At 68.0% G+C, this 21,009-nt stretch carries 18 protein-coding genes and 1 tRNA gene; 13 read left to right on the forward strand and 6 right to left on the reverse strand.

Annotated features, from left to right (window positions below; translation table 11 throughout):
- Positions 1-54 precede the first annotated feature (54 nt).
- The 9 genes from tssC (at position 55) to RS883_RS09530 (ending at position 11,236) form a co-directional block, all read left to right on the forward strand.
- A complete protein-coding gene (gene tssC / locus RS883_RS09490) occupies positions 55-1,542 on the forward strand; it encodes a type VI secretion system contractile sheath large subunit (RefSeq protein WP_315759963.1) in 1,488 nt (495 codons plus the stop codon).
- A gap of 112 nt (positions 1,543-1,654) precedes the next feature.
- A complete protein-coding gene (locus RS883_RS09495; RefSeq protein ID WP_315759964.1) occupies positions 1,655-2,149 on the forward strand; it encodes a type VI secretion system tube protein Hcp in 495 nt (164 codons plus the stop codon).
- Positions 2,150-2,179: 30 nt separating this feature from the next.
- Positions 2,180-2,971: a type VI secretion system accessory protein TagJ gene (locus RS883_RS09500; RefSeq protein ID WP_315759965.1), complete on the forward strand. Its 792-nt coding sequence runs from the start codon at positions 2,180-2,182 to the stop codon at positions 2,969-2,971.
- Between the two features lie 7 nt (positions 2,972-2,978).
- Positions 2,979-3,512: a type VI secretion system baseplate subunit TssE gene (tssE, locus tag RS883_RS09505; protein WP_315759966.1), complete on the forward strand. Its 534-nt coding sequence runs from the start codon at positions 2,979-2,981 to the stop codon at positions 3,510-3,512.
- 7 nt (positions 3,513-3,519) lie between these two features.
- Positions 3,520-5,385, forward strand: a complete 1,866-nt coding sequence (gene tssF / locus RS883_RS09510) for a type VI secretion system baseplate subunit TssF (RefSeq protein WP_315759967.1) — start codon at positions 3,520-3,522, stop codon at positions 5,383-5,385.
- Positions 5,349-6,389, forward strand: a complete 1,041-nt coding sequence (gene tssG, locus RS883_RS09515; protein ID WP_315759968.1) for a type VI secretion system baseplate subunit TssG — start codon at positions 5,349-5,351, stop codon at positions 6,387-6,389. The genes tssF and tssG overlap by 37 nt, the downstream gene beginning before the upstream one ends.
- Before the next feature lie 2 nt (positions 6,390-6,391).
- Positions 6,392-9,070, forward strand: coding sequence for a type VI secretion system ATPase TssH (gene tssH, locus RS883_RS09520; protein ID WP_315759969.1), 2,679 nt, complete (start codon positions 6,392-6,394; stop codon positions 9,068-9,070).
- Between the two features lie 3 nt (positions 9,071-9,073).
- Entirely contained in the window at positions 9,074-10,486 is a 1,413-nt protein-coding gene (locus RS883_RS09525; protein WP_315759970.1) for a methyltransferase domain-containing protein, read from the forward strand.
- A gap of 42 nt (positions 10,487-10,528) precedes the next feature.
- Positions 10,529-11,236, forward strand: coding sequence for a queuosine precursor transporter (locus RS883_RS09530; protein WP_315759971.1), 708 nt, complete (start codon positions 10,529-10,531; stop codon positions 11,234-11,236).
- 96 nt (positions 11,237-11,332) lie between these two features.
- On the opposite strand, the gene purQ is transcribed toward RS883_RS09530, so the two are convergent.
- From purQ to RS883_RS09550, 4 genes are all read right to left on the reverse strand, one after another.
- Positions 11,333-11,998: a phosphoribosylformylglycinamidine synthase subunit PurQ gene (gene purQ, locus RS883_RS09535; RefSeq protein ID WP_315759972.1), complete on the reverse strand. Its 666-nt coding sequence runs from the start codon at positions 11,996-11,998 to the stop codon at positions 11,333-11,335.
- Positions 11,995-12,228, reverse strand: a complete 234-nt coding sequence (gene purS, locus RS883_RS09540) for a phosphoribosylformylglycinamidine synthase subunit PurS (RefSeq protein ID WP_315759973.1) — start codon at positions 12,226-12,228, stop codon at positions 11,995-11,997. The genes purQ and purS overlap by 4 nt, the downstream gene beginning before the upstream one ends.
- Positions 12,229-12,303: 75 nt before the next feature.
- Positions 12,304-13,695 carry a surface lipoprotein assembly modifier gene (locus tag RS883_RS09545; RefSeq protein WP_315759974.1) on the reverse strand — a complete coding sequence of 464 codons (1,392 nt, stop codon included), beginning with the start codon at positions 13,693-13,695 and terminating at the stop codon, positions 12,304-12,306.
- A gap of 28 nt (positions 13,696-13,723) precedes the next feature.
- Positions 13,724-14,974, reverse strand: a complete 1,251-nt coding sequence (locus tag RS883_RS09550) for a transferrin-binding protein-like solute binding protein (RefSeq protein ID WP_315759975.1) — start codon at positions 14,972-14,974, stop codon at positions 13,724-13,726.
- A gap of 143 nt (positions 14,975-15,117) precedes the next feature.
- On the opposite strand from RS883_RS09550, the gene RS883_RS09555 reads away from it, so the two are divergent.
- From RS883_RS09555 to RS883_RS09565, 3 genes are all read left to right on the forward strand, one after another.
- Complete coding sequence (locus RS883_RS09555; RefSeq protein ID WP_315759976.1) at positions 15,118-15,993, forward strand: dienelactone hydrolase family protein; 876 nt, start codon at positions 15,118-15,120, stop codon at positions 15,991-15,993.
- A 47-nt stretch (positions 15,994-16,040) separates the two neighbouring features.
- Entirely contained in the window at positions 16,041-16,679 is a 639-nt protein-coding gene (locus tag RS883_RS09560; RefSeq protein ID WP_315759977.1) for a glutathione S-transferase family protein, read from the forward strand.
- Positions 16,680-16,766: 87 nt separating this feature from the next.
- Positions 16,767-16,843 (forward strand) — tRNA-Pro (locus RS883_RS09565).
- Between the two features lie 42 nt (positions 16,844-16,885).
- Here RS883_RS09565 and RS883_RS09570 read toward each other — a convergent pair.
- Both RS883_RS09570 and RS883_RS09575 read right to left on the reverse strand, forming a co-directional pair.
- Positions 16,886-17,821, reverse strand: coding sequence for a YncE family protein (locus RS883_RS09570; RefSeq protein ID WP_315759978.1), 936 nt, complete (start codon positions 17,819-17,821; stop codon positions 16,886-16,888).
- Positions 17,822-17,895: 74 nt separating this feature from the next.
- Positions 17,896-19,038 (reverse strand): hypothetical protein, encoded by a 1,143-nt coding sequence (locus RS883_RS09575; protein WP_315759979.1) that lies wholly within the window; start codon positions 19,036-19,038, stop codon positions 17,896-17,898.
- 131 nt (positions 19,039-19,169) lie between these two features.
- Here RS883_RS09575 and lepA point away from each other — a divergent pair, with 131 nt between their 5' ends.
- Complete coding sequence (lepA, locus tag RS883_RS09580; RefSeq protein ID WP_315759980.1) at positions 19,170-20,978, forward strand: translation elongation factor 4; 1,809 nt, start codon at positions 19,170-19,172, stop codon at positions 20,976-20,978.
- The last annotated feature ends 31 nt before the right edge of the window (positions 20,979-21,009 follow it).

A 21,009-nucleotide genomic window follows, 5' to 3' on the forward strand; every position in this document is an offset into this window, starting at 1 on the left:
GGCGCGAGCTTTGAACGACAGCGCGTAAGGCCCCGTCGGGGCGGAGACAGACCAATGGCGCAGGAAGCCTTTCAGACGACGCAGCCGCAGACCGAGACGGTCGCGCTCGACGATTTCGCCTCGCTCCTCCAGAAGGAGTTCAAGCCTGCCGACGAGAGCAAGAAGGGTCGCATCGAAGTCGCGGTCGCCACGCTCGCGCAGCAGGCGCTCGCCGATGCCGCGACGATCGGCCATGACGTATTCTCGACCATCGACGCGATGCGGGCGGCGATCGACCGCAAGCTTTCCGAGCAGGTCAACCTCATCATCCACCATCCCGAGTATCAGCAGCTCGAAAGTGCGTGGCGCGGCCTGTCCTATCTCGTCTTCAACACGTCGACGGGTAAGGACATGAAGATCCGGGTGATGAACATCGGCAAGGACGAGTGCCGTAAGATGTTCCGCCAGTTCCGCGACGCGGCCTGGGACCAGAGCCCGCTGTTCAAGAAGATTTATGAAAGCGAGTTCGGGCAGTTGGGAGGGCAGCCCTATGGCGCGTTCACCTGCGATTATTTCTTCGATCATTCGGGCCCCGACCTGGAGGTCATGAAGGGCTTGGCCAAGATCGGCGCGGCGGCGCACGCGCCGTTCATCGCGGGTGCCGCGCCCAGCCTGTTCGGGATGCAGAGCTGGACCGAGCTGTCCAACCCGCGCGACCTGGGCAAGCTGTTCGACGCGACCGACTATGCCGCGTGGCGGACGTTCCGCGCGAGCGACGATGCGCGCTATCTCGCGCTCACCATGCCCCGCTTCCTTGGCCGTCCTGTCTATGGCGCCAAGTCCGATCCGGTCGACGAGTTCGACTTCGAGGAGGATGTCGCCGGCGATCACGACAAGCATCTGTGGGTCAATGCCAGCTATGCGATGGCGACCCGCATCACCGATGCGTTCAGCTCCTATGGCTGGTGCACGCGCATCCGCGGCGTGGAATCGGGTGGTACGGTCGAGGGGCTGCCGACGGCGATGTTTCCGACCGACGATGGCGGCGTCGATCTGAAGTGCCCGACCGAGATCGCGATCAGCGACCGCCGCGAGGCAGAGCTGTCGTCGTCGGGTCTGCTGGCGCTCATCCATCGCAAGAACACCGATCAGGCGACCTTCATCGGTGCGCAGACGGTTCACAAGCCCAAGGTGTTCGACAATCCCGATGCGACCGCGAACGCGAACCTGTCGGCCCGGCTGCCCTACATCTTCGCCAGCTGCCGCTTTGCGCATTACCTGAAGTGCATGGTGCGTGACTGGGTCGGCGGCAATCGCGAGGCGGATCAGCTTCAGCGCGACCTGCAGAACTGGGTCCTCCAATATGTCGACGGTTCGCCCAGCACGTCGAGTGAGGAGACGAAGGCGTCGATGCCGCTCAAGGACGCCAAGATCGAGGTGATCCCCGACGAGGAGAACCCCGGTTACTACAAGGGCAAGTTCATGTTCGTGCCGCATTACCAGCTTGAGGGCATGGACATCGCGCTGAGCATGGTGTCGCGCCTGCCGAAGGCGGCAGGCTAAAAAAGAGCCGCGCGTTCCGAAATGTTCGACTGCCCCGTCGTGTCCGGCGGGCCGGTCCCTGTGTCTGCGTACCTAGCGATCAACACATTCAAACGGTTCGAGGAGACGGAACATGGCAGTCGATCTTTTCCTGAAAATTGACGGTATCGATGGCGAGTCGCAGAAGGACGGCCACAAGGGCGAGATCGACATCGACTCGTTCTCGTTCGGCGCGGTGCAGCACGGCTCGTTCCACACCGGGGGCGGCGGCGGCGGTTCGGGCAAGGCCGAAATCACCGACATCTCGATCAGCAAGCAGGTCGATAAGGCGTCGGCGACGCTCTACAAGTTCTGCGCCTCGGGCAAGCACATCCCCAAGGTCGTGCTTTACTCGCAGAAGGCCGGCGACGGCGAAAAGCCGCTGACCTATTACACGATCACGCTCGACGACGTCATCGTGTCGAACATCCAGAATTCGGGTTCGAACCACGGCGACTCGATCCTGGAGTCGGTGAGCTTCAACACCGCCAAGCTGACGTTCGAATATCAGGCGCAGGGCAAGGACGGCGCCAAGGACGGCGGCGTGGTCAAGGCGTCGTACGATATTCGCGAGAACAAGGTCGCGTAAGCGGACCGGTCGGCGGGAGGGCCGGACATCATGTCGCTGGAAACCGCCGACCAACTCGTCCGATCGGGAGACCTCGACGGCGCGCGTGCCGCGCTGGTCGAGGTCGTCCGCGCGCAGCCGTCCGACCAGGGCGCGCGCATGTTCCTGTTCCAACTGCTGGCGATCGCCGGCGAATGGGACAAGGCGAGGAAGCAGCTCGACCTGCTCGCGCAATTGTCGGGTGAGGCGCAGATGCTCGCGGTCGCCTACAACCAGGCAATCGCTGCCGAGGCCGAGCGCGCAGCGGTGTTCGCCGGGACCGCGCGGACGCGGCAGCATGTCGCGTCGGACTGGGCCGAGGGCGTCGTCGAGGCGATCGAGCGTTCGGCCAACGGCGACGCCGAGGGTGCGGATGCCGCACGCGATGCTGCGTTCGATGCAGCACCGGACACGCCCGGCCGCCTCAACGACGCGCGCTTCGAGTGGATCGCCGACGCCGATGCGCGCTTCGGCCCCTGTTTCGAGGCGATCATCGCCGGCAAGTACGGCATCCAGCCCTTCGATCAGGTTGAGCGGATCGAGAGCGAGGGTCCGCGCGATCTTCGCGACCTGATCTGGTATCCCGTCCAGATCGCCTTCAAGAACGGCCAGTCGGTCGCGGCGATGCTGCCCGCGCGCTATCCGGGTAGCGAGGGCGCGGGCGATGCGGCGCTGCGCATGGCGCGGTCGACCGAATGGACGGTCACACCGGGCGGCGAGGCGGGGGTCGGCCAGCACTTGATCGGCCTGTCGGATGGCAGCGAGCACGGGCTGCTGAGCCTTCGAACGCTCGTCTTCGATTGAGCCGGGCATGAGCGTCCAGCAGCGCCTGACCCCGACGCTCTTCGACAAGCTGGTGGGCGACCTGGAGATTTCAGGGCTTCGCGACACGGAGGCCGAGACGCCGGAAATCGCACGCGAGGATTTCCGCCACTATGCTGTTCCGAAGCTCGACCGCTTCAACGAAGCGGCGCTGCGCGCGACAATCCGCCGCGAGCTGGCCTGGCTGCTGAACACCACGAACCTGGAGGCGCTGGTCGACCTGGAACCCTATCCGCACGTCCAGTCGAGCGTCCTCAACTATGGGCTGTCCGACCTGTCGGGGAAGTCGATGGGGCGGCGCAGCGTGCTCCAGCGCGCCCGGGAGATCCGCAAGGCGATCCGCGCGTTCGAACCCCGGCTCGATCGCGACAGCCTGACCGTCGAGCCCGCCGAGGATGCGTCGAACGTCACCGGCGTCACCTACATGATCCAGGGCGACATCACCGCCGCCACGCGGGCGATGCCGGTCAAGTTCCGCACCGAGGTGGAGGCAGAGACCGCCGCGGTCAGCGTGCGCGAGTAGCCGCGCCGTGGACCCCCGCCTCCTGCGCTTCTACAATGACGAGCTCGCCTATCTGCGCGAGAGCGCGCGCGAGTTCGGCGAGGAGCATGAGACCGTTGCCGCGCGACTGGGGCTCAAGACTCCGACCGATCCCGACCCCTATGTCGAGCGGCTGCTAGAAGGCGTCGCGTTCCTGGGCGCGCGGGTTCAGCTCAAGCTGGCGGACCAGTATCCCGAGTTCACCCAGCATCTGCTCCACGCGATCCAGCCGCATTACCTGGCGCCGACGCCGTCGATGTGCGTGCTGGGTTTCGAGCCGCGCGACGGCGACCAGGTGCTCGCCAAGGGGCACCCGGTCCCCGCCGGGACGGAGCTGACCGCCACCGCGACCGAGCAGAACAACGCCGCCGTCACCTTGCGCACCGCGCACGAAGTGACGCTGTGGCCGCTCCAGATCACCGAGGTCGAGTATCTGGCGAGCCGCGCCGCAGTCGCCCCCTATGCCAGCGGGGCGATAGGGCGCCCCGAGGCGGGGTTGCGGCTGCGGTTCGAGGCGACGGCGGGCGCCACCCTGGCGGAGCTGCCGGTCGATCGACTGCCGATGTATCTCGCCGGATCGGAAGCGGTGCCGGGCGAACTCTATCGCCAGCTGATCGGCGAGTGTGTCGGCGTGCTGGCACGATCGGCGGACGGCGCGGCGGGTGCGGGCGGGTGGATCAAGCTGCCGCCGCCGGAGCAGGTGGGCTTCGAGCATGACGAGGCGCTGCTGCCGCCGGATCTCCGCTCGTTCCGCGGCTATCGCCTGCTCGCCGAGTATTTCGCCTGTCCGGAGCGGTTCCTGTTCGCGGCGCTGAAGGGGTTGGGCAAGGCGTTTGCCGAGAGCCCGCGCGCCTGCGACGTCGTGCTCCTGTTCTCGCGATCGTCGCCGGCGCTGCACGGCGCGCTGGAACCCGCCAATTTCAAGCTGTTCGCGACGCCTGCGATCAACCTGTTCGAAAAGCAGCTCGGCCGCGTGCAGGTTACGCCGTACGGCCATGAATTCCATGTCGTGCCCGATCGCACGCGGCCGATCGATTACGAGATCTTTCGGCTAACGCAGGTCCAGGCCTACGCCCGCGACAATGTCGATCCGCGGACAGTGGCGCCGCTCTATTCGTTCGGGGCGCTGCTCTACGACTGGCGAGAGGCGCTGTTCTATACGACGCAGCTTCGGCCGCGCCGGTTGTCGACGCGCGAGCAAAGGCTAAGGCGGCGCGGTGAATATGTCGGGACGGAGACGTGGATCAGCCTGACCGCGCCGGGCAACGCCGCGCGGCTCGACGACGTGCATGAGCTCGCCGTCAAGGCGCTGGTCACCAATCGCGAGCTGCCCGAGCTGCTGACGTTCCGCGGCGACCGCCATTTCCAGTTCACCGGCATCCCCGCGCGCGCCGCGGTGATCCTGCGCGCGCCCACGCGACCGCGGCCGCCGATGGGGATGGGTGATGCGGCCTGGCGCGTGATCGGTCACCTGACGCCTAATTATGTGAGCCTGGCGCCCGAGGATCATGACGATCCGCAGGTGCTGCGCGATCACTTGGCGCTTTATGGCCGACAGGACGATGCGGCGCTGCGGCGGCAGATCGATGGGACGCTGTCGATCCGTTCGAGTCGGGTGACGCGGCGGGTGCCGGGGCTCGACCGGATCGCGATGGCACGCGGGCATCGCATTCGCGTGCGGCTGGATGACGGCGCGTTCGACCGGTCGCACATGTTCCTGTTCTCGGCGGTGCTCGAGCGGTTCCTGGCCGAGTTTGCGACGATCAACAGCTTTACCGAGACGAGTTTCGACAGTCCGCTGGAAGGGGAGTTCGCGCGATGGCCGCCGCGGATGGGCCGCCAGCACAACATCTGAGCTTCCTCGCCCGCGCGGGCGCCGCCGCACGCCGCCACGGCCTGTTCGAGGTGCTGCGCGGGGCGGAGGCGCGCGCGCTGCGCCTGCCGCGGATCGGCCGCGCGCGGCGACCGGCGCAGAGCGTCGCCGACCTGGCACAGGCGCCGGATCTCCGCTTCCCCGCGCCGACGATCGAGGGGATCGAGATCCGCGGCGGCCGCGGAACGGTGACGGGGCACTGGCTGGGTCTGCTCGGGCCGATGGGTCCGCTGCCCACGCACCTGACCGAGTTCGCGCATTACGAGCGCCGCTATGCCAGGTCACGGCCGTTCGCGGGCTTTCTCGACCTCCTGTCCAACCGGATGCTCCAGCTCTTCTATCGGGCATGGGGCGACTCGCAGCCGGCGGTGCATGCCGACCGCCCCGACGACGACCGCTTCGCGCGCTATCTGGCGGCGCTGACCGGCGCGACCGAGGGCGCGCGGGCGGCGAGTGCGTTCCCGCCGGCGGCGCGGGTGCATTATGCCGCGCTGTTCGCCTCTCGCCGAAGCGCGGTGGCGATCGAGGATGCGCTGACCGACCTGCTCGGCACGCGCGTGCGGGTGAGCGAATTCGCGCAGCGCTGGCGCGAGGTCGAGGCGGACGACCGGACACGGCTGGGCCGCGACTTCGCGCTGCTCGGCCGCGACGCCATGGCGGGGCGGCGTGTGAAGAGCGCGAGCGATGCGTTCCGCGTGACCGTCCATGCACAGACGCTGGCGGAGGCCGAGGCGCTGCTGCCGAGCGGGCGGACCTTCGCGATCCTGGCCGACGCGATCACCGCCTTTGCGCCGGGGCATCTCGAATGGGATCTGGTGGTCGAGCTGCCCGAGGCACAGGCGCGCGCCGCGCGGCTCGACGGGCGCAGCCGCTTGGGCTGGACCGGCTGGCTGTCGCCCGACGCCGCCGCCACCGCCAACCGATCCGACATACGCCTGCGCCGGACCGCGATCCGGGCAGCGCGCCGATTTTCTGGGGGGAGATGACCATGACCGAGATCAGCCGCGGTGCCCTGTTCGGGCGCCTCAATCCGACGGCGCTCAAGGCGATCGAGACCGCGACCGGCTTCTGCAAGATGCGCGGCAACCCCTATGTCGAGATGGTCCACTGGCTGCACATCCTGATGCAGGATCCGCGCGGCGACGTGGCGGCGATCCGGCAGGCGTTCGGGCTGGATGACACGGCGCTGGCGCGCGACACGGTGGCGGCGCTCGATGCGCTGCCGCGCGGGGCAACGGCGATCAGCGACTTCTCGCCGCAGATCGAGGAGACAATCGAGAAGGGCTGGCTCTATGCCTCGCTCCAGTTCGGCGCGGGACGTGTGCGGACGGGGCACCTCGTCTATGGCATGCTCAAGACGCCGACGCTGCGCAACGCGCTGTTCGGCATCTCCGGCGAGTGGCGCAAGGTGCAGGCCGAGCGGCTGGGCGCCGACTTCGAGGGGGCGACCGCGTCCTCGGCGGAGAGCACGCAGGTCGAGGCGGCACCGGTCGCCGCGACCGATGCGGGCGGCGCACCGGTGGCGGCTGGTGAGGGCGAGGCGCTGGCCAAATACTCGATCGACCTGACCGCCAAGGCCAAGTCGGGCGAGATCGACCGCATCGTCGGCCGCGACGCGGAGATCCGCCAGTGCGTCGACATCCTGCTGCGTCGCCGCCAGAACAACCCGATCCTGGTCGGCGAGGCGGGTGTCGGCAAGACCGCGGTGGTCGAGGGCTTTGCCCGCCGCATCGCCGATGGCGACGTGCCGCCGGCGCTTCAGGGCGTCACGCTGCGCAGCCTCGACATCGGGCTGATGCAAGCGGGCGCGAGCATGAAGGGCGAGTTCGAGAAGCGCCTGCGCGCGGTGATCGACGAGGTGGAGGCGTCGCCGAAGCCGATCATCCTCTTCATCGACGAGGCGCACACGCTGATCGGTGCGGGCGGACAGGCGGGGACGGGCGATGCCGCCAATCTCCTCAAGCCCGCGCTCGCCCGCGGGCGGCTGCGCACGATCGCGGCCACAACGTATGCCGAGTATCGCCAGTATTTCGAGAAGGACCCCGCGCTCACCCGCCGCTTCCAGACGGTCGATGTGGGCGAGCCCGAGACGCCCAAGGCGATCGCGATGATTCGGTCGGTCGCGCCGATGATGGAGGCGCATCACAACGTCGTCGTGTTGGACGAGGCGGTGGCATCGTCGGTGGTGCTGTCGCAGCGTTATGTCCCCGCGCGGCAGTTGCCCGACAAGGCGGTGAGCCTGCTCGACACCGCGTGCGCGCGCGTCGCGGTGTCGCAGCACGCGACGCCCGCGCAGGTCGAGGACCGCCGCCGCCGCGTCGAGCTGCTCGAGGTCGAGCGCGAGATCGTCGAGCGCGAGAAGGCGGGCCATTATCGCCGCGACGACCGGCTCGAGAAGATCGACGAGGAACTGCTCGAGGCGCGCGCCGGGCTCGAGGCGATCGAGGGCAAGTGGGCGGCCGAGAAGGCGGCGTTCGAGGCGCTGAAGGCCGCGCGAGATGCTTTGCGCGCCGAGGAAGCTGGTCCAGACGCGTCGCTCGCACTGGATGCCGCGCTCGACGCGATGCGCGACGCGCAAGGCGATTCACCGATGGTGTTCGGCGTGGTCGATCAGGACGCGGTCGCCGCGGTCGTGGGCGACTGGACCGGCATCCCGATCGGGCGGATGGTCAAGGACGAGATCCAGTCGGTGCTGACCATCGCCGACAAGCTGAAGTCGCGCGTCGTCGGCCAGGATCACGCGATGGACGCGCTCGCCAAGCGCATCCAGACCAGCCGTGCCAAGCTCGACAACCCGAACAAGCCCGTCGGCGTTTTCATGCTGTGCGGTCCCTCCGGCGTCGGCAAGACGGAGACGGCGCACGCGCTTTCCGAGCTGCTGTTCAGCGGCGACGAGTCGATGATCGTCATCAACATGAGCGAGTTCCAGGAGGCGCACACCGTCTCGACGCTGAAGGGCGCGCCGGCGGGCTATGTCGGCTACGGCCAGGGCGGCGTGCTGACCGAGGCGGTGCGGCGGCGGCCCTATTCGGTGGTCCTGCTCGACGAGGTCGAGAAGGCGCACCCGGACGTCCACGAGATGTTCTTCCAGGTGTTCGACAAGGGGTTCATGAACGACAGCGAGGGCCGTCACATCGACTTCAAGAACACCGTCATCCTGCTCACCTCCAACGTCGGCACTGACCTCGTCATGTCGATGAGCGAGGACGAGGAGATGAAGCCGGAGCCCGAAGCGCTGGCGACGGCGCTGCGGCCCGAACTGCTCAAGGTCTTCCCGCCGGCGCTGCTCGGCCGCCTGCTCGTCCTCCCCTACTATCCGCTCAGCCCCACGATGCTGGGCGGTATCGTCCGGCTCCAGCTCGACCGCATCCGCAAGCGGATCGCGGAGAACCATAAGATTGCGTTCAGCTATGGCGACGACGTCGTCGACCTGATCGTTTCGCGCTGTAAAGAGGTGGCATCGGGCGGGCGCATGATCGACGCAATCCTGACCAACACGATGCTCCCCGAAATGTCGATCGCCCTGCTCGAACGGCAGATGGCGGGCGCCGAAGTCGCGGCGATCGACGTCTCGGTCGAGGGGCAGGGCTTCCGCTACGACTTCCGCGGGAAGGATGCGGCGCCGGAGGCGGTGGAGATGCTGATCGCCGAACCGGCGGCGGAGTAGGCGGTGCACGCCCCCACTTCCTACGACGAAGTCGCCTATGTCACGGCGATCTTTCAGCAGGCGACGGCCGAGCGGGCGGCGGTGATCGCGCGGGCGGCGGGGTTCGATGCGGCGCCGGTTGAGACCGCGCGGGTGCTGGAGGTGGGGTGCGGCGATGCGCTCAACCTGTTGGCGATGGCGGCGGCGGCGCCGGCGGGTGACTATGTCGGCTTCGATCTGGCGCCGACGGCGATCGCCAGGGGGCAGGCGTTAGCGGCGGCGGCGGGGCTGGGCCAGGTCCGGCTGGAGGTGCTCGACATCCTCGATGCCGCCGACGCGCTCGAGGGCGAGTTCGACTATATCGTCGCGCATGGCGTGCATGCGTGGGTGCCGCCGCACGTCCGCGCGGCGCTGGTGGCGCTGGTCGGGGCGAAGCTGTCGGCGCGAGGCGTCGCGTTCCTGAGCTACAATGCGCTTCCCGGCGGGCACTTTCGCCGGGCCGTCCGCGACCGCTTGCTCCACGCGCTCGAAGGCGTAGAGGGACGGCAGGCGCAAGCCGAGCGCGCGGCGGCGTTGCTGGACGCGATCGTCGCGGAGCAGTCGGCGAGCGACAACCCGTACCGCGCGGCGATGCGCGAGGCGGCGGCGGGCATGCGCGCGAAGCCGTGGAACGTCCTCGCGCATGACGAGCTTGGCGGCGAGTGGCACCCGCAGGCGCTGTCCGACGTGGTGGCGGAGGCAGCCGCGAACGGGCTCGCCTATCTGGGCGATGCGGGCGCAGGGCAGTTCGACGACGCGTTCCTGCCCGACGATGTCGCACCGGAGCCGGACACGGACGCGCAGCTCGTCCGCTTGCTTCAGGCGGGCGACGATGCGCGACCCTGCTTCTTTCGCAACTCGCTGTTCGTGCGCACCGGGGCGAAGCTATCTCGGCGCATCGACCATGAGGCGGTGCGCGGCCTCTATGCCTCGACCCGCGCCGAGCGGATCGGCGAGACGAGCTTTCGCAACGATCGCGATGCGTTCGAGATCAAGGATGCGGCGCTGGTCGCCATCCTGACGCGGCTGGTCGAGGCGCGGCCGGCGCGGATCGCGGTGCGCGAACTGGTCAGCGACGACCTTCGCACGCTGGCGCTGTTCGAGATGGCGAGCGCGGGGTTGATCTCGCTGCACACGCTGCCGGGTGAGGCGCCGTCCAGCCTGCCCGAGCGACCCCGCGCCGGCCCGCTGGTGGCCGCTTTGCTCGCGGAAGGCATGACGCGGCTGGTCACGCCCGACCACCAGATGATCGAAGTCGCCGAGGAGGCGCCGCGGCGGCTGCTGATGGCGCTCGACGGGCTGCGCGGGCCGGAGGCGCTGGCGCGCGACCTGGCGCTGGACGCGGCTGAGGTCGGCGAGATGCTCGCGGCGCTGCATCGCTTCGGCTTGGTCGTCTGAAGCGTTGAAGCGGGCAGGGGCGCTGTGGCAATCGAGCGTTCGATGATCGCCGCCACCGATGCCGCGCAGCTGCGCGACCGCCCGTTCCGCTATTTCGACTTCGTCATGGCGGCGTTCGTCGTCGTGCTGGTCCTGTCGAACGTCATTGGCGCGGCGAAGCTGTCGTCGGTCGGCGGCTTCGTATTCGGGGCGGGCATCCTGTTCTTTCCGATCAGCTATGTCATCGGCGACGTGCTGACCGAGGTCTACGGCTATGCCCGCGCGCGGCGCTGCATCTGGGCGGGCTTCGGAGCGCTCCTGTTCCTGGCGCTGATGAGCTGGGTGGTCGTCAGCCTGCCACCGGCGGACGGCTGGTCCGGGCAGTCGGCGTACGAGGCGGTGTTCGGCCAGGTGTGGCGCATCGTCATCGCCTCGATCGCGGCCTTTTGGGCGGGCGAGTTCGTCAACAGCTTCGTGCTGGCCCGGCTCAAGATCCTGACCGCGGGCAAGCATCTCTGGTCGCGGACGATCGGGTCGACGGTGGTGGGGCAGGCGGTCGACAGCCTGATCTTCTATCCCGTCGCGTTCCTGGGCGTGTGGACGACCGAGCAGGTGCTGACGGTGATGGTCACCAACTGGGCGATGAAGGTGGCGTGGGAAGTGATTCTGACGCCCGCGACCTATTGGATCGTCGGCACGCTGAAGCGCGCGGAGGGGGTGGACGTGTTCGACCGGGGGACCGCGTTCACGCCGTTCCGGACGCGGGTTTGACCCTCTCCAGCGTTCGTTTCGAGCGCAGTCGAGAAACAGAGGTCTCGCGCTGAGTCAGCGTTTCTCGACTTCGCTCGAAACGAACGCTGGTTGGGCTTAGGCGACCGCCTTCACCAGCCCCTCGAACAACCGCCGTCCATCCGTGCCGCCATGCGCGGTCTCGATCCGCCGCTCGGGGTGGGGCATCAGGCCGAGCACGTTTCCGCGATCGTTGAGCAGGCCGGCGATGCCGCGGGCGGAACCGTTGACGTCCTCGACGTAACGGAACGCCACGCGGCCTTCGCCTTCGAGCCGGTCGAGCGTCGCATCGTCGGCGAAGTAATTGCCGTCATGGTGCGCGACCGGGACGCGGATCGTCTCGCCGCTCTCATAGCCGCGAGTGAAGTCAGACTGGTCGTTGCCGACGATCAGGTCGACGTCGCGGCAGACGAAGTCGAGCCGCTTGTTGCGCATCAGCGCACCGGGCAGCAGGCCGATCTCGGTCAGGATCTGGAAGCCGTTGCAGATGCCGATCACCGGCACCCCGCGCTCGGCTGCGGTCACGACGCTGCGCACCACCGGCGATCGCGCGGCGATCGCGCCGCAGCGGAGATAATCGCCATAGGAGAAGCCGCCGGGCAGCGCGATCAGGTCGGTGCCCGCGGGCAGGTCGCTGTCGCCATGCCAGACCATCGCAGGCGCCTGGCCGGTCACCTGATCGAGCGCGACCGCGACGTCGCGGTCGCAGTTGGAGCCCGGAAAGACGATGACCGCCGACTTCATGCCGCGCGCTCGACCCGGTAATTCTCGATCACGGTGTTGGCGAGCAGCTTCTCGCACATCTCGCCGATCGCCGCGTCGCTGGTGCCCTCGGCCACGTCGAGCTCGAAGATCTTGCCCGCGCGCACGTCGGCGACGCCGTCGAAGCCAAGCGAGCCCAGCGCGTGCTGGATCGCCTTGCCCTGCGGATCGAGCACGCCGGGCTTGAGGGTCACGACGACGCGGAGTTTCATGTGCGGCATTCCATGGCAGCGGTCTGGGATGCCGTCGCTATGGCGCGTGGGGCGCTTGGCTGCAACCCGCGCGCGTCAGAAGTAGCGAGCGAGCGCGAAGGTGAAGCGGCTGCGCTTGTTGTCGTAGATGCTGACCGGCGTCGCAATCCGGGTATAGGCGTAGCTGACCTGCGGCGAGAAGCCGAGGAAGCGCAGCTTGCGATAGCCGAGCGTCGCGCGGCCGACGAGGCGCCAGTCGCGGCGCGGCTCGGCCGAGAAGAACTGGATCGGCGCATCGAACAATGCTCGCGAAACGGTGCCGGAGACGCCGAAGTTGATGCCGAGTGGCAACTCGCCGCCAAGGCCCAGCGTGCCGCCAAGCTCGCGGTTCGACCACGCGCGGTCCCCCAGCCAGTCGCGGCGCGCGAACAGACCGCCCGAGGCGACGAGCGTGCGCGAAATGCCGCGCTCGTAGGTCGCGTAGAGCCCGCCCTGCCAGCCGCTGAACGCGTCGTCGAAGCGCGCATCGGTGCGTCGCATGTCGAGCTGAAGGCCGAGGCGTGCGCGCGGTCCCGCCTGGGTCTGTGCGCCGACGCGAAGGCCGCCCTGGCGGGTCAGCAGGTCGCCGCCGAACCAGCGCTGGGCGCCGATCGCCTGGAGCGAGACGCTGGCGATCTGGCCGAGGCGAATTTCGGGGCCGACTGCCAGTTGCGCGGAATAATCGTCGTAATCACTGCCGGCATAGTTGGTGCCCGCGGTATCGACATCGACGAGCATCGACATCTGCCGCGCAATCGGCAGGCGGAGGCCGGCGGAGACGGTGGCAGTCTGGCCGGTGCCCGACTTGGCCTTGGCCTCTTCGTTCAGCTCCAGCGGGATCTCGACGTCGCCGAAGCGGGCGATGATCGTGTCGACGCTGGTCGCGTTGTTGATGTTGGTATCGGGCGCCAGGCCGAATGAGAAGTCGAACCGCCAAGCGCGCTGCTGGCGGATGACGTCGCGGACGGTGCGGATCGTGCGCGCGACATCGGGGGTGAGGTCGCCCGACTGTTCGGCCATGCGGAACTGGCGGTCGGCGGCCTGCCGCTCACCGAGCTGGAACATCGTCGAGGCGAGTTCGAGCCGCACGCGGGTCTGCGCCGGATCGTTGGCGAGGATCGCCTTGTACTGCTCCGCGGCACCGCGCAGGTCGCCGGTCTGCTGCGCGACATAGGCCGAGAGAAAGCGGGTCTGGAAGTCGTAGCCGGGCGCCTGGCGAAGCGCCTCGATCAGCGGGCGCGCTTCGTCGAACTTCTTGGCGGACACCAGCCGCTCGACATGACCGAGAAGCTGCGATGCGGTCAGCTTCACCTCGCAGCGGCCGGCCGCGCACTCCGGCGTTCCGCTGGGCGCCGCGACCGGCGGCGGAGCGATGTCGTCGCTCGCGGCGGCAGGCAGGCTGGTGCCCGCCGCGACGAGCGCGACGATCAGGGACAGGATGGCGCGCATCGGCCTGAAAGTCCGGTGGATCGGTAGATTACTTCTTCGCGCCGGTGAAGGCGCCGAGGATGTCGACGCGCTGGTCCGGAACGCCGCCGACGATGCGGAAGCTGCCGCCGACATTGACCGCGTTCGGGCCATAGAAGCCGCCGTCGATCGAGTTGGCACCGGCGGTCGAGTTGCCGGCGTTGACGGGGGCGAAGATCGGCACGGGCTGGCCCGACGTCGAGCGCGAGAAGGACGCGCTCGCAAAGGCGCCGGTGAAACCGCCGGTGCGCGTCAGATCGATCTTGCCCGAGCCCTCTGCCGTGAAAGTGGCGCCGGAGGGCACGCCGACGAAGCTGTCACCGATGATCTGGCCGCCGTAATTGGCTGCGGAAACGGTGCCGTTGAGCAGGATCGACATGGTCGACGCGGTGAAGTCGAACTTCAGCTCGCTCGTGCCCGTGATCCACTGGAAGTAGGTGGGAAAGCGCGCACTGTCGAGCGAGGTGTTCGACACCATCGTCGCAAGCATGCCGCCGGTGAAGGTCGCCTGACCCGACAGCGGGATCTGCGTGCGGCCCGTCGCCTCACCGAACACGAACGCGCCGCGCTCAAAAATCGATTCCGACTGGGCGGTGTTCGCGAGCGGGTTTGACGTGGGGCTGAACGCGTTCCGGACATAGCCGGCGAGCGATACGTACTTGGTCTGCGAACCCGGCCGCTGGTAGAAGAAGGTGACGGCGTCGACACGCTCGGTCGAAGAGGCGGGGCCGACGCCCTCCAGATAGTTGAAGTCGGTCAGGTTGGTCGGCGTGCCCCATTGCGGATTGGCGACGCCGCCATAGTCGGTGCGGTGCGCCGGATCCTGGAAACGATAATCAGTGAGGTTCACGTTGGCGGCGCTGTCCGCCAGCGTGATCGTGAAAATTCCGTCGCGGGGATTGTAGCTGACTTGGCCTGAAGGCGCGCGAACGGTCGCCGAGTTGCCGGCGTAGAGCACGGGACCCTCGACGCCTTCGACACCGCTTTCGGTGACGTTGAGCGCATGGAGGCCGCCGAGCGCCTGGAAGCTGGTGGTCGCGCCCACGTCGAGGAAGTTCGCTGCGGTGGGCGTCGGGGTGGGGGCGGTACTCGTGCCGCCGCCGACGCCGCCGCCATTGCCGCCCGTCCCGCCACCGGTCGAGCCGGTGCCGCCGGTCGAGCCGGTCGGCGGTGCGATGCTGCCGGCCGTTTGCGCATCGGTGCCGCCGCCGCCGCACGCGGCAAGCGCCAAGAGCGGCAGCGCCGCGAACCACTTACGCATCGAATTCTCCCCGGTCCCCTGAAGGTCGAGAAGCGCGATAAAGAGAGAAGGTTAAAACCCGCTAAAGACGAGGCCGCTTCGTCCGCGCCCGGCGACAGGTTACGATCCGGCCGAACTCATGATTCGCCGGAGAGATCAACGCCATGACCGACCTTCGCCGACGCGCCATCGATCTTTACGACGACTTCACGCACGAGCATCGCGACCGGCGGCGACTGCTTGCCGAGATGACCGCGTTGGCGGGGAGTGTCGCGGCGGCCGAAGCGCTGATCGCGGTGGTCGCGGCGTCGCCTGCGGCGGCGCAGCAGATCGATCCGGCCGACAAGCGGCTGAGCACCACACGAGCGCCCGTTCCGACCGGCACGGGGGCGCCGCTCAACGCCTATTTCGCGGCCCCTCGATCCATGAAGGGCGTGCGCGGGGCGGTGATGGTGATCCACGAGAATCGCGGGCTGAACGCGCATATCGAGGATGTCGCGCGGCGCGTGGCGCTCGCCGGCTACATCGCGGTGGCGCCCGACTTCCTGACCCCGGCTGGCGGCACGCCCGCCGATCCCGATCAGGCACGCGAACTGATCGGCAAGCTGGACCTCGCCCAGACCGTCGCCGCCGCCACCGGCGCAGTAAAGGCGATGCGCGAGCGTGACGGGCGGCGGATGAAGGTGGGGATCGTCGGCTTCTGCTGGGGCGGGGCGATGGTCAACCGCGTCGCGGTGGGGGCAGGATCGGCGCTCGACGCGGCGGTGAGCTACTACGGACCTGCGCCCGACCCGGCCGAAGCGCCGAAGGTCGGCGCGTCGATCATCCTCCAGCTTGCCGGCAATGACGCGCGGGTCAACGGGACTGCGAAGCCGTGGGGCGCGGCGCTGAAGGCGGCGGGCAAGGACGTGGCCGTGTACGAGTATCCGGGCGTCGAGCACGCGTTCAACAACGACACTTCGGTCGAGCGCTACAATGCCGAGGCCGCGAAGCTCGCCTGGTCTCGAACAATGGCGTTGTTCAAGCGGAAGCTGGCTTGACGCCGTTCTGAGTTCGTGTTTCGTTCTCACCGAAACGGGAGGAAGACATGGCTGCCGATCTGACGCTCTACACCAACCCGATGTCGCGCGGGCAGATCGGGCGGTGGATGGTCCATGAGACCGGTCTGTCGCACGACGTGGTCCTGCTCGACTATGGCACGACGATGAAGGCGTCCGACTATCTGGCGATCAACCCGATGGGGAAAGTGCCGGCGATCGTCCACAAGGGCCAGGTCGTGACCGAGGCCGCGGCGATCTGCGCCTATCTCGCCGAGGTGGTGCCGGAGCGTGAGCTCGCGCCGCATCTGGGCGAGCGCGGCGATTATTATCGCTGGATGTTCTTTGCCGCGGGGCCGCTGGAGCAGGCGGTGATCACGCGGTCGCTGGGCTTCGAGGTCGCCGCGGACAAGCAGGCGATGGTCGGTTTCGGCAGCTATGACCAGACGGTCGCGGCGCTGGAGGGATGGCTCAAGACCCACGACTATGTCGCCGCCAGACGCTTCACCGCGGCCGACGTCCATGTCGGATCGCACGTTATGTGGGGCCTCGGCTTCGGCACGCTGCCCAAGCTGCCGGCATTCGAGGCCTATGCCGCGCGGCTGGCGGGGCGGCCGGCGGCGCAGTCGGCCAAGGCCGCGGACGATGCCCTGATCGCCGAGATGCGCGGGGCCGCCGACGCCTCGTAAAGAAGCCGCAACGCACCGCTTGCGCCGGGCGAAGAGCCTGCTATACGGCGCGCCTCGCCAGCGGGGTTCGCCCCCGATGGCGCCGGTCGGGGAATAGCTCAGCCTGGTAGAGCACTGTCTTCGGGAGGCAGGGGCCGGAGGTTCGAATCCTCTTTCCCCGACCAATTTCTTCCCGCGCTTCGTCCCGTGAAGCGCGACTTTCCAAATCAGTTCGTAAGCGCCAGGCCGTCGGCGCCGCTGCCCGCCTTCAGCCGGCGCAGCACTTGGCCGCTGGAGAAGTCGACCTCGGCGACGTGGTCGTGCCCCGTCTCGGCGACATAGAGCCGCTTGCCGTCGGGCGCGAACAGGATCGCGCCGATCCGGCTGTCGACATCGCCGACCGTGAGCGTCCGCACCGTCCGGCGCAGGCGCGTGTCGATCACCGTCAGCGTGCCGTTGCCGGCATTGGCGACGACCGCATGGTCGCCATCCGGGCTGACCGCAACGCGGATCGGCGCGGGGCCGACCGGGACGGTGCCCATCGGGCGCATCGTCCGCGTATCGAACACCAGCACCTCCGCAGTCGCACGATCGGCGATCCAGAGCCTCGATCCATCGGGTGACAGTGCAACCCCCTCGGGCTCGCGCCCGACGGGGGTGTCGTCCAGCTTGGTGGAGCGGCGAAGGTCGACGCGTGTGACGCTGGCCGAGCCGCGATTGACCACATAAGCGGTCGCGCGATCGGCCGCGACGACGACCATGTGTGCGCCGCGCGTCCCGAGCGGCACGGATCGGACGCGCGGCCCGTCGCCGTCGGCCGAGACCCGAACGATCGCGAGTGAGCCAGACCCCTCCGCTGCGGCGACGAGCCGGTCGTCGTCGATCCAGGCGATGCCATGCGGCGCGCGATTGGGGAACAGTTCGACGCGCTCGATCAACCGACCGGAGGCGAGTTCGATCAAGTCGATCGCAGAGCCCCCATACGCCGCAACCGCCGCGATCCGGCCGTCGGGCGACACCGCGACCTCATGCGGACGAGGCCCGGTCGGCACGCGCGCGCGCGCCCGGCCGGTGCTGAGATCGATGATCTCGACGCTGTCCGCCTCCTTGTTGCCGACGACCAGCGTGTCGGCGGCGGCAGCCGTGGCAAGCGCAAGCGTCATGGCAGTCAGCATCCATCGAGCGATCCGCCGGCGATGGGCGCCGGCTGGATCGGCTTCAATGCAAAAATAACCGATCACCAAGCGGGCGCCAGATGCCGGAGGAAGATGTCCTCGACCGCGGTCAGGTTGCGCACCACTGCCGCCCGATAGGCGGTCGTATCGGGCGTCGCGGTGAAATTGTGACGCTGGTTGATCGCGGCGCTGCCGCCGCCCAGCGCCGCGCCCGCGAACATCGCACGGCTGGCGATGTTGCCGGCGGTCGTGCCGGCATTGTTGGACAGCGCAAGCCGATCCTTCAGCAGGTCCTCGGAAAAGACGAGGTCCTTGGGCACCATGATCTCGGCGCGACGATTGGCGGCCGGCGTCGCGATCGTCACCTCCGATGCGTCGCCCATGACGACCAGCCGAGGCTTGCCGTCATAAGAGCCGGCGCCGCGGAACAGCCCGAAGCCGCGCGATGCCATATCGATGTCGCGGAGCCCGACGACGAGCCGGACCGTCATCACCGCGGCGTTCGCCTGCTTGGCGAGCGCGTTCTCCGCCTCGGCGTAGTTCCAGGCGCCGCGGAAATTGCCGAGTCCCGACCCGATCTTGCCGAGCCCGCGAGCGAGCCCGAACATGCCGCCGATCCGGCCGCCGACCTTCTGCGCGACCGCCGCCCCGGTGTCTGCGGCACCCGCGGCGGCGTTGCTCTGCCTAGCCTCGCCAAGCGCAGTGCGCGGCATCAGATATCCCGCGCCGCCGGCCGAGTAGATCAGATTGTCGCCGGTGCTCCGCCGAATGGCCGCCGGAGACGGCTTGGCCGCAGCAGCAAGTTTCGACGCTGGCGCCATCGCCAGCGCCTCGGCCGGCCCGACGACGGTCAGGCCCTGTGCCCTCAGTCCGTCGGCCCACCGCGCATAGAGTTGGTCGGCGATCGCCTGCTGCTCGGCCGCTGGCATCGGCGCGATACGATAGTCGATATAGACATAATCCTGCCGCTTCTCCTCACGGCTGCTGAGCCCGTCGCTATGCTCGACGAACTCGACGGTGAACTGCGGGATGATGACGGTCTTGAGACCCTTCAGCGCGGCCAATCCCTTTGCTTCGACGGCGGTTGCGCTTTCGGTGGCGGCATCGCCGCGAAATTCGGTCCGCGCGGTCGACTGCGCCGCCGCGCCCTCCACGCACACGAGCCCCATCGCCGCCGCCAGCAGCGCCGCACGCAGTCCGGTCATGACATCCCCCCATCGAGTTATCGGCGGGCGATGCCCCCATCGCTCCGCCGGCTGAGCCGCTACGCAGACGCCACGATACTCGAACGCGCAGGGCTAGCACGGCGCCCGCGGCTGGGCTAGTCGCGCGCGTCATGAGCACGCCGCAGTCCAAGATCCGCAACTTCTCGATCATCGCCCATATCGACCATGGCAAGTCGACGCTTGCCGACCGCCTGATCCAGCGCACCGGCGGGCTCGCCGAGCGCGAGATGTCCGAGCAGGTGCTCGACAACATGGACATCGAGAAGGAGCGCGGGATCACTATCAAGGCGCAGACGGTGCGTCTGAACTGGAAGGGGCCGGACGGCGAGGATTACGTCCTCAACCTGATGGACACGCCGGGCCATGTCGACTTCGCGTACGAGGTCAGCCGCAGCCTGGCGGCGTGCGAGGGCGCGCTGCTGGTCGTCGACGCTGCGCAGGGCGTCGAGGCGCAGACGCTCGCCAACGTCTATCAGTCGATCGAGCACGACCATGAGATCGTGCCCGTCATCAACAAGATCGACTTGCCGAGCGCCGAGCCCGAGAAGGTCAAGAACGAGATCGAGGAGATCATCGGCCTCGACGCGTCGAACGCCGTGCTGGCGAGCGCCAAGGCGGGGATCGGCATCGACGAGATCCTGAACGCCGTTTGCGAGCGCATCCCGCCGCCCAAGGGCGATGCAGATGCGCCGCTCAAGGCGATGCTCGTCGACAGCTGGTACGACCCGTATCTGGGCGTCGTCATCCTGGTGCGCGTGATGGACGGCGTGCTGAGGAAGGGTCAGCAGGTCAAGTTCATGCAGTCGGGCACCACGCACCTGGTCGACCGCGTCGGCTGCTTCCGGCCCAAGATCGAGCAGCTCGCCGACCTTGGTCCCGGCGAGATCGGCTTCATCACCGCACAGATCAAGGAAGTGGCGCAGGCGCGCGTCGGCGACACGCTGACCGATGCCAAGAAGCCGGCGGCGCAGGCGCTGGAAGGCTTCAAGGAAGTGCAGCCGGTCGTGTTCTGCGGCCTGTTCCCGACCGATGCCAACGACTTCGAGAAGCTGCGCGAATCGATCAGCAAGCTGCGCCTCAACGACGCGAGCTTCAGCTTCGAGATGGAGACGTCGGCGGCGCTGGGCTTCGGCTTTCGCTGCGGGTTCCTGGGCCTCCTTCACCTCGAGATCATCCAGGAAAGGTTGAGCCGCGAATACGACCTCGACCTCATCACCACCGCGCCGTCGGTGGTGTACCAGATCGAGCTGACGCATGGCGGTGGGCACCTAGAGCTCCACAACCCGGCCGACATGCCCGATCCCAACAAGATCGAGACGATCGCCGAGCCGTGGATCGAGGCGACGATCTATGTCCCCGACGAGTATCTCGGCCCCATCCTGAAGCTGTGCCAGGACCGCCGCGGCATCCAGAAGGACCTTACCTATGTCGGTGGCCGTGCGCAGGTGAAGTACGAGCTGCCGCTCAACGAAGTGGTGTTCGACTTCTATGATCGGCTGAAGTCGATCAGCCGCGGCTATGCCAGCTTCGACTATGAGCAGGTCGGGTATCGCGAGGGCGACCTCGTCAAGATGAGCATCCTCGTCAACAACGAGCCCGTCGACGCGCTGTCGATGATCGTCCACCGCTCGACCGCGGAGAGCCGCGGGCGCGGCATGTGCGAGCGGCTCAAGGAGCTGATCCCGCGCCACCTGTTCAAGATCCCGATCCAGGCGGCGATCGGCGGCAAGGTCGTGGCGCGTGAGACGATTGCGGCGCTACGCAAGGACGTTACCGCCAAATGCTATGGCGGCGACATCACTCGCAAGAAGAAGCTGTTGGAAAAGCAGAAGGAAGGCAAGAAGCGGATGCGCGAGTACGGCTCGGTCAGCATCCCGCAGGAAGCCTTTATCGCGGCGCTTCGCATGGGCGAGGAATAAGCGCGGACACGGCCGGAACCTTGATCCAGGT

The sequence above is a fragment of the Sphingomonas sp. Y38-1Y genome (assembly GCF_032391395.1).
Taxonomy (GTDB): Bacteria; Pseudomonadota; Alphaproteobacteria; order Sphingomonadales; family Sphingomonadaceae; genus Sphingomonas.

Excerpts from the sequence above, each read along its gene's own strand:
- RS883_RS09575 (WP_315759979.1), bottom strand. The coding sequence starts at position 19,038 with ATGACCGGACTGCGTGCGGCGCTGCTGGCGGCGGCGATGGGGCTCGTG.
- purQ (WP_315759972.1), bottom strand. The coding sequence starts at position 11,998 with ATGAAGTCGGCGGTCATCGTCTTTCCGGGCTCCAACTGCGACCGCGAC.
- RS883_RS09570 (WP_315759978.1), bottom strand. The coding sequence starts at position 17,821 with ATGACGCTTGCGCTTGCCACGGCTGCCGCCGCCGACACGCTGGTCGTC.
- tssH (WP_315759969.1), top strand. The coding sequence starts at position 6,392 with ATGACCGAGATCAGCCGCGGTGCCCTGTTCGGGCGCCTCAATCCGACG.
- purS (WP_315759973.1), bottom strand. The coding sequence starts at position 12,228 with ATGAAACTCCGCGTCGTCGTGACCCTCAAGCCCGGCGTGCTCGATCCG.
- tssE (WP_315759966.1), top strand. The coding sequence starts at position 2,979 with ATGAGCGTCCAGCAGCGCCTGACCCCGACGCTCTTCGACAAGCTGGTG.
- RS883_RS09555 (WP_315759976.1), top strand. The coding sequence starts at position 15,118 with ATGACCGACCTTCGCCGACGCGCCATCGATCTTTACGACGACTTCACG.
- tssG (WP_315759968.1), top strand. The coding sequence starts at position 5,349 with ATGGCCGCCGCGGATGGGCCGCCAGCACAACATCTGAGCTTCCTCGCC.
- RS883_RS09530 (WP_315759971.1), top strand. The coding sequence starts at position 10,529 with ATGATCGCCGCCACCGATGCCGCGCAGCTGCGCGACCGCCCGTTCCGC.
- RS883_RS09495 (WP_315759964.1), top strand. The coding sequence starts at position 1,655 with ATGGCAGTCGATCTTTTCCTGAAAATTGACGGTATCGATGGCGAGTCG.
- RS883_RS09500 (WP_315759965.1), top strand. The coding sequence starts at position 2,180 with ATGTCGCTGGAAACCGCCGACCAACTCGTCCGATCGGGAGACCTCGAC.
- RS883_RS09545 (WP_315759974.1), bottom strand. The coding sequence starts at position 13,695 with ATGCGCGCCATCCTGTCCCTGATCGTCGCGCTCGTCGCGGCGGGCACC.
- tssC (WP_315759963.1), top strand. The coding sequence starts at position 55 with ATGGCGCAGGAAGCCTTTCAGACGACGCAGCCGCAGACCGAGACGGTC.
- RS883_RS09550 (WP_315759975.1), bottom strand. The coding sequence starts at position 14,974 with ATGCGTAAGTGGTTCGCGGCGCTGCCGCTCTTGGCGCTTGCCGCGTGC.
- RS883_RS09560 (WP_315759977.1), top strand. The coding sequence starts at position 16,041 with ATGGCTGCCGATCTGACGCTCTACACCAACCCGATGTCGCGCGGGCAG.
- lepA (WP_315759980.1), top strand. The coding sequence starts at position 19,170 with ATGAGCACGCCGCAGTCCAAGATCCGCAACTTCTCGATCATCGCCCAT.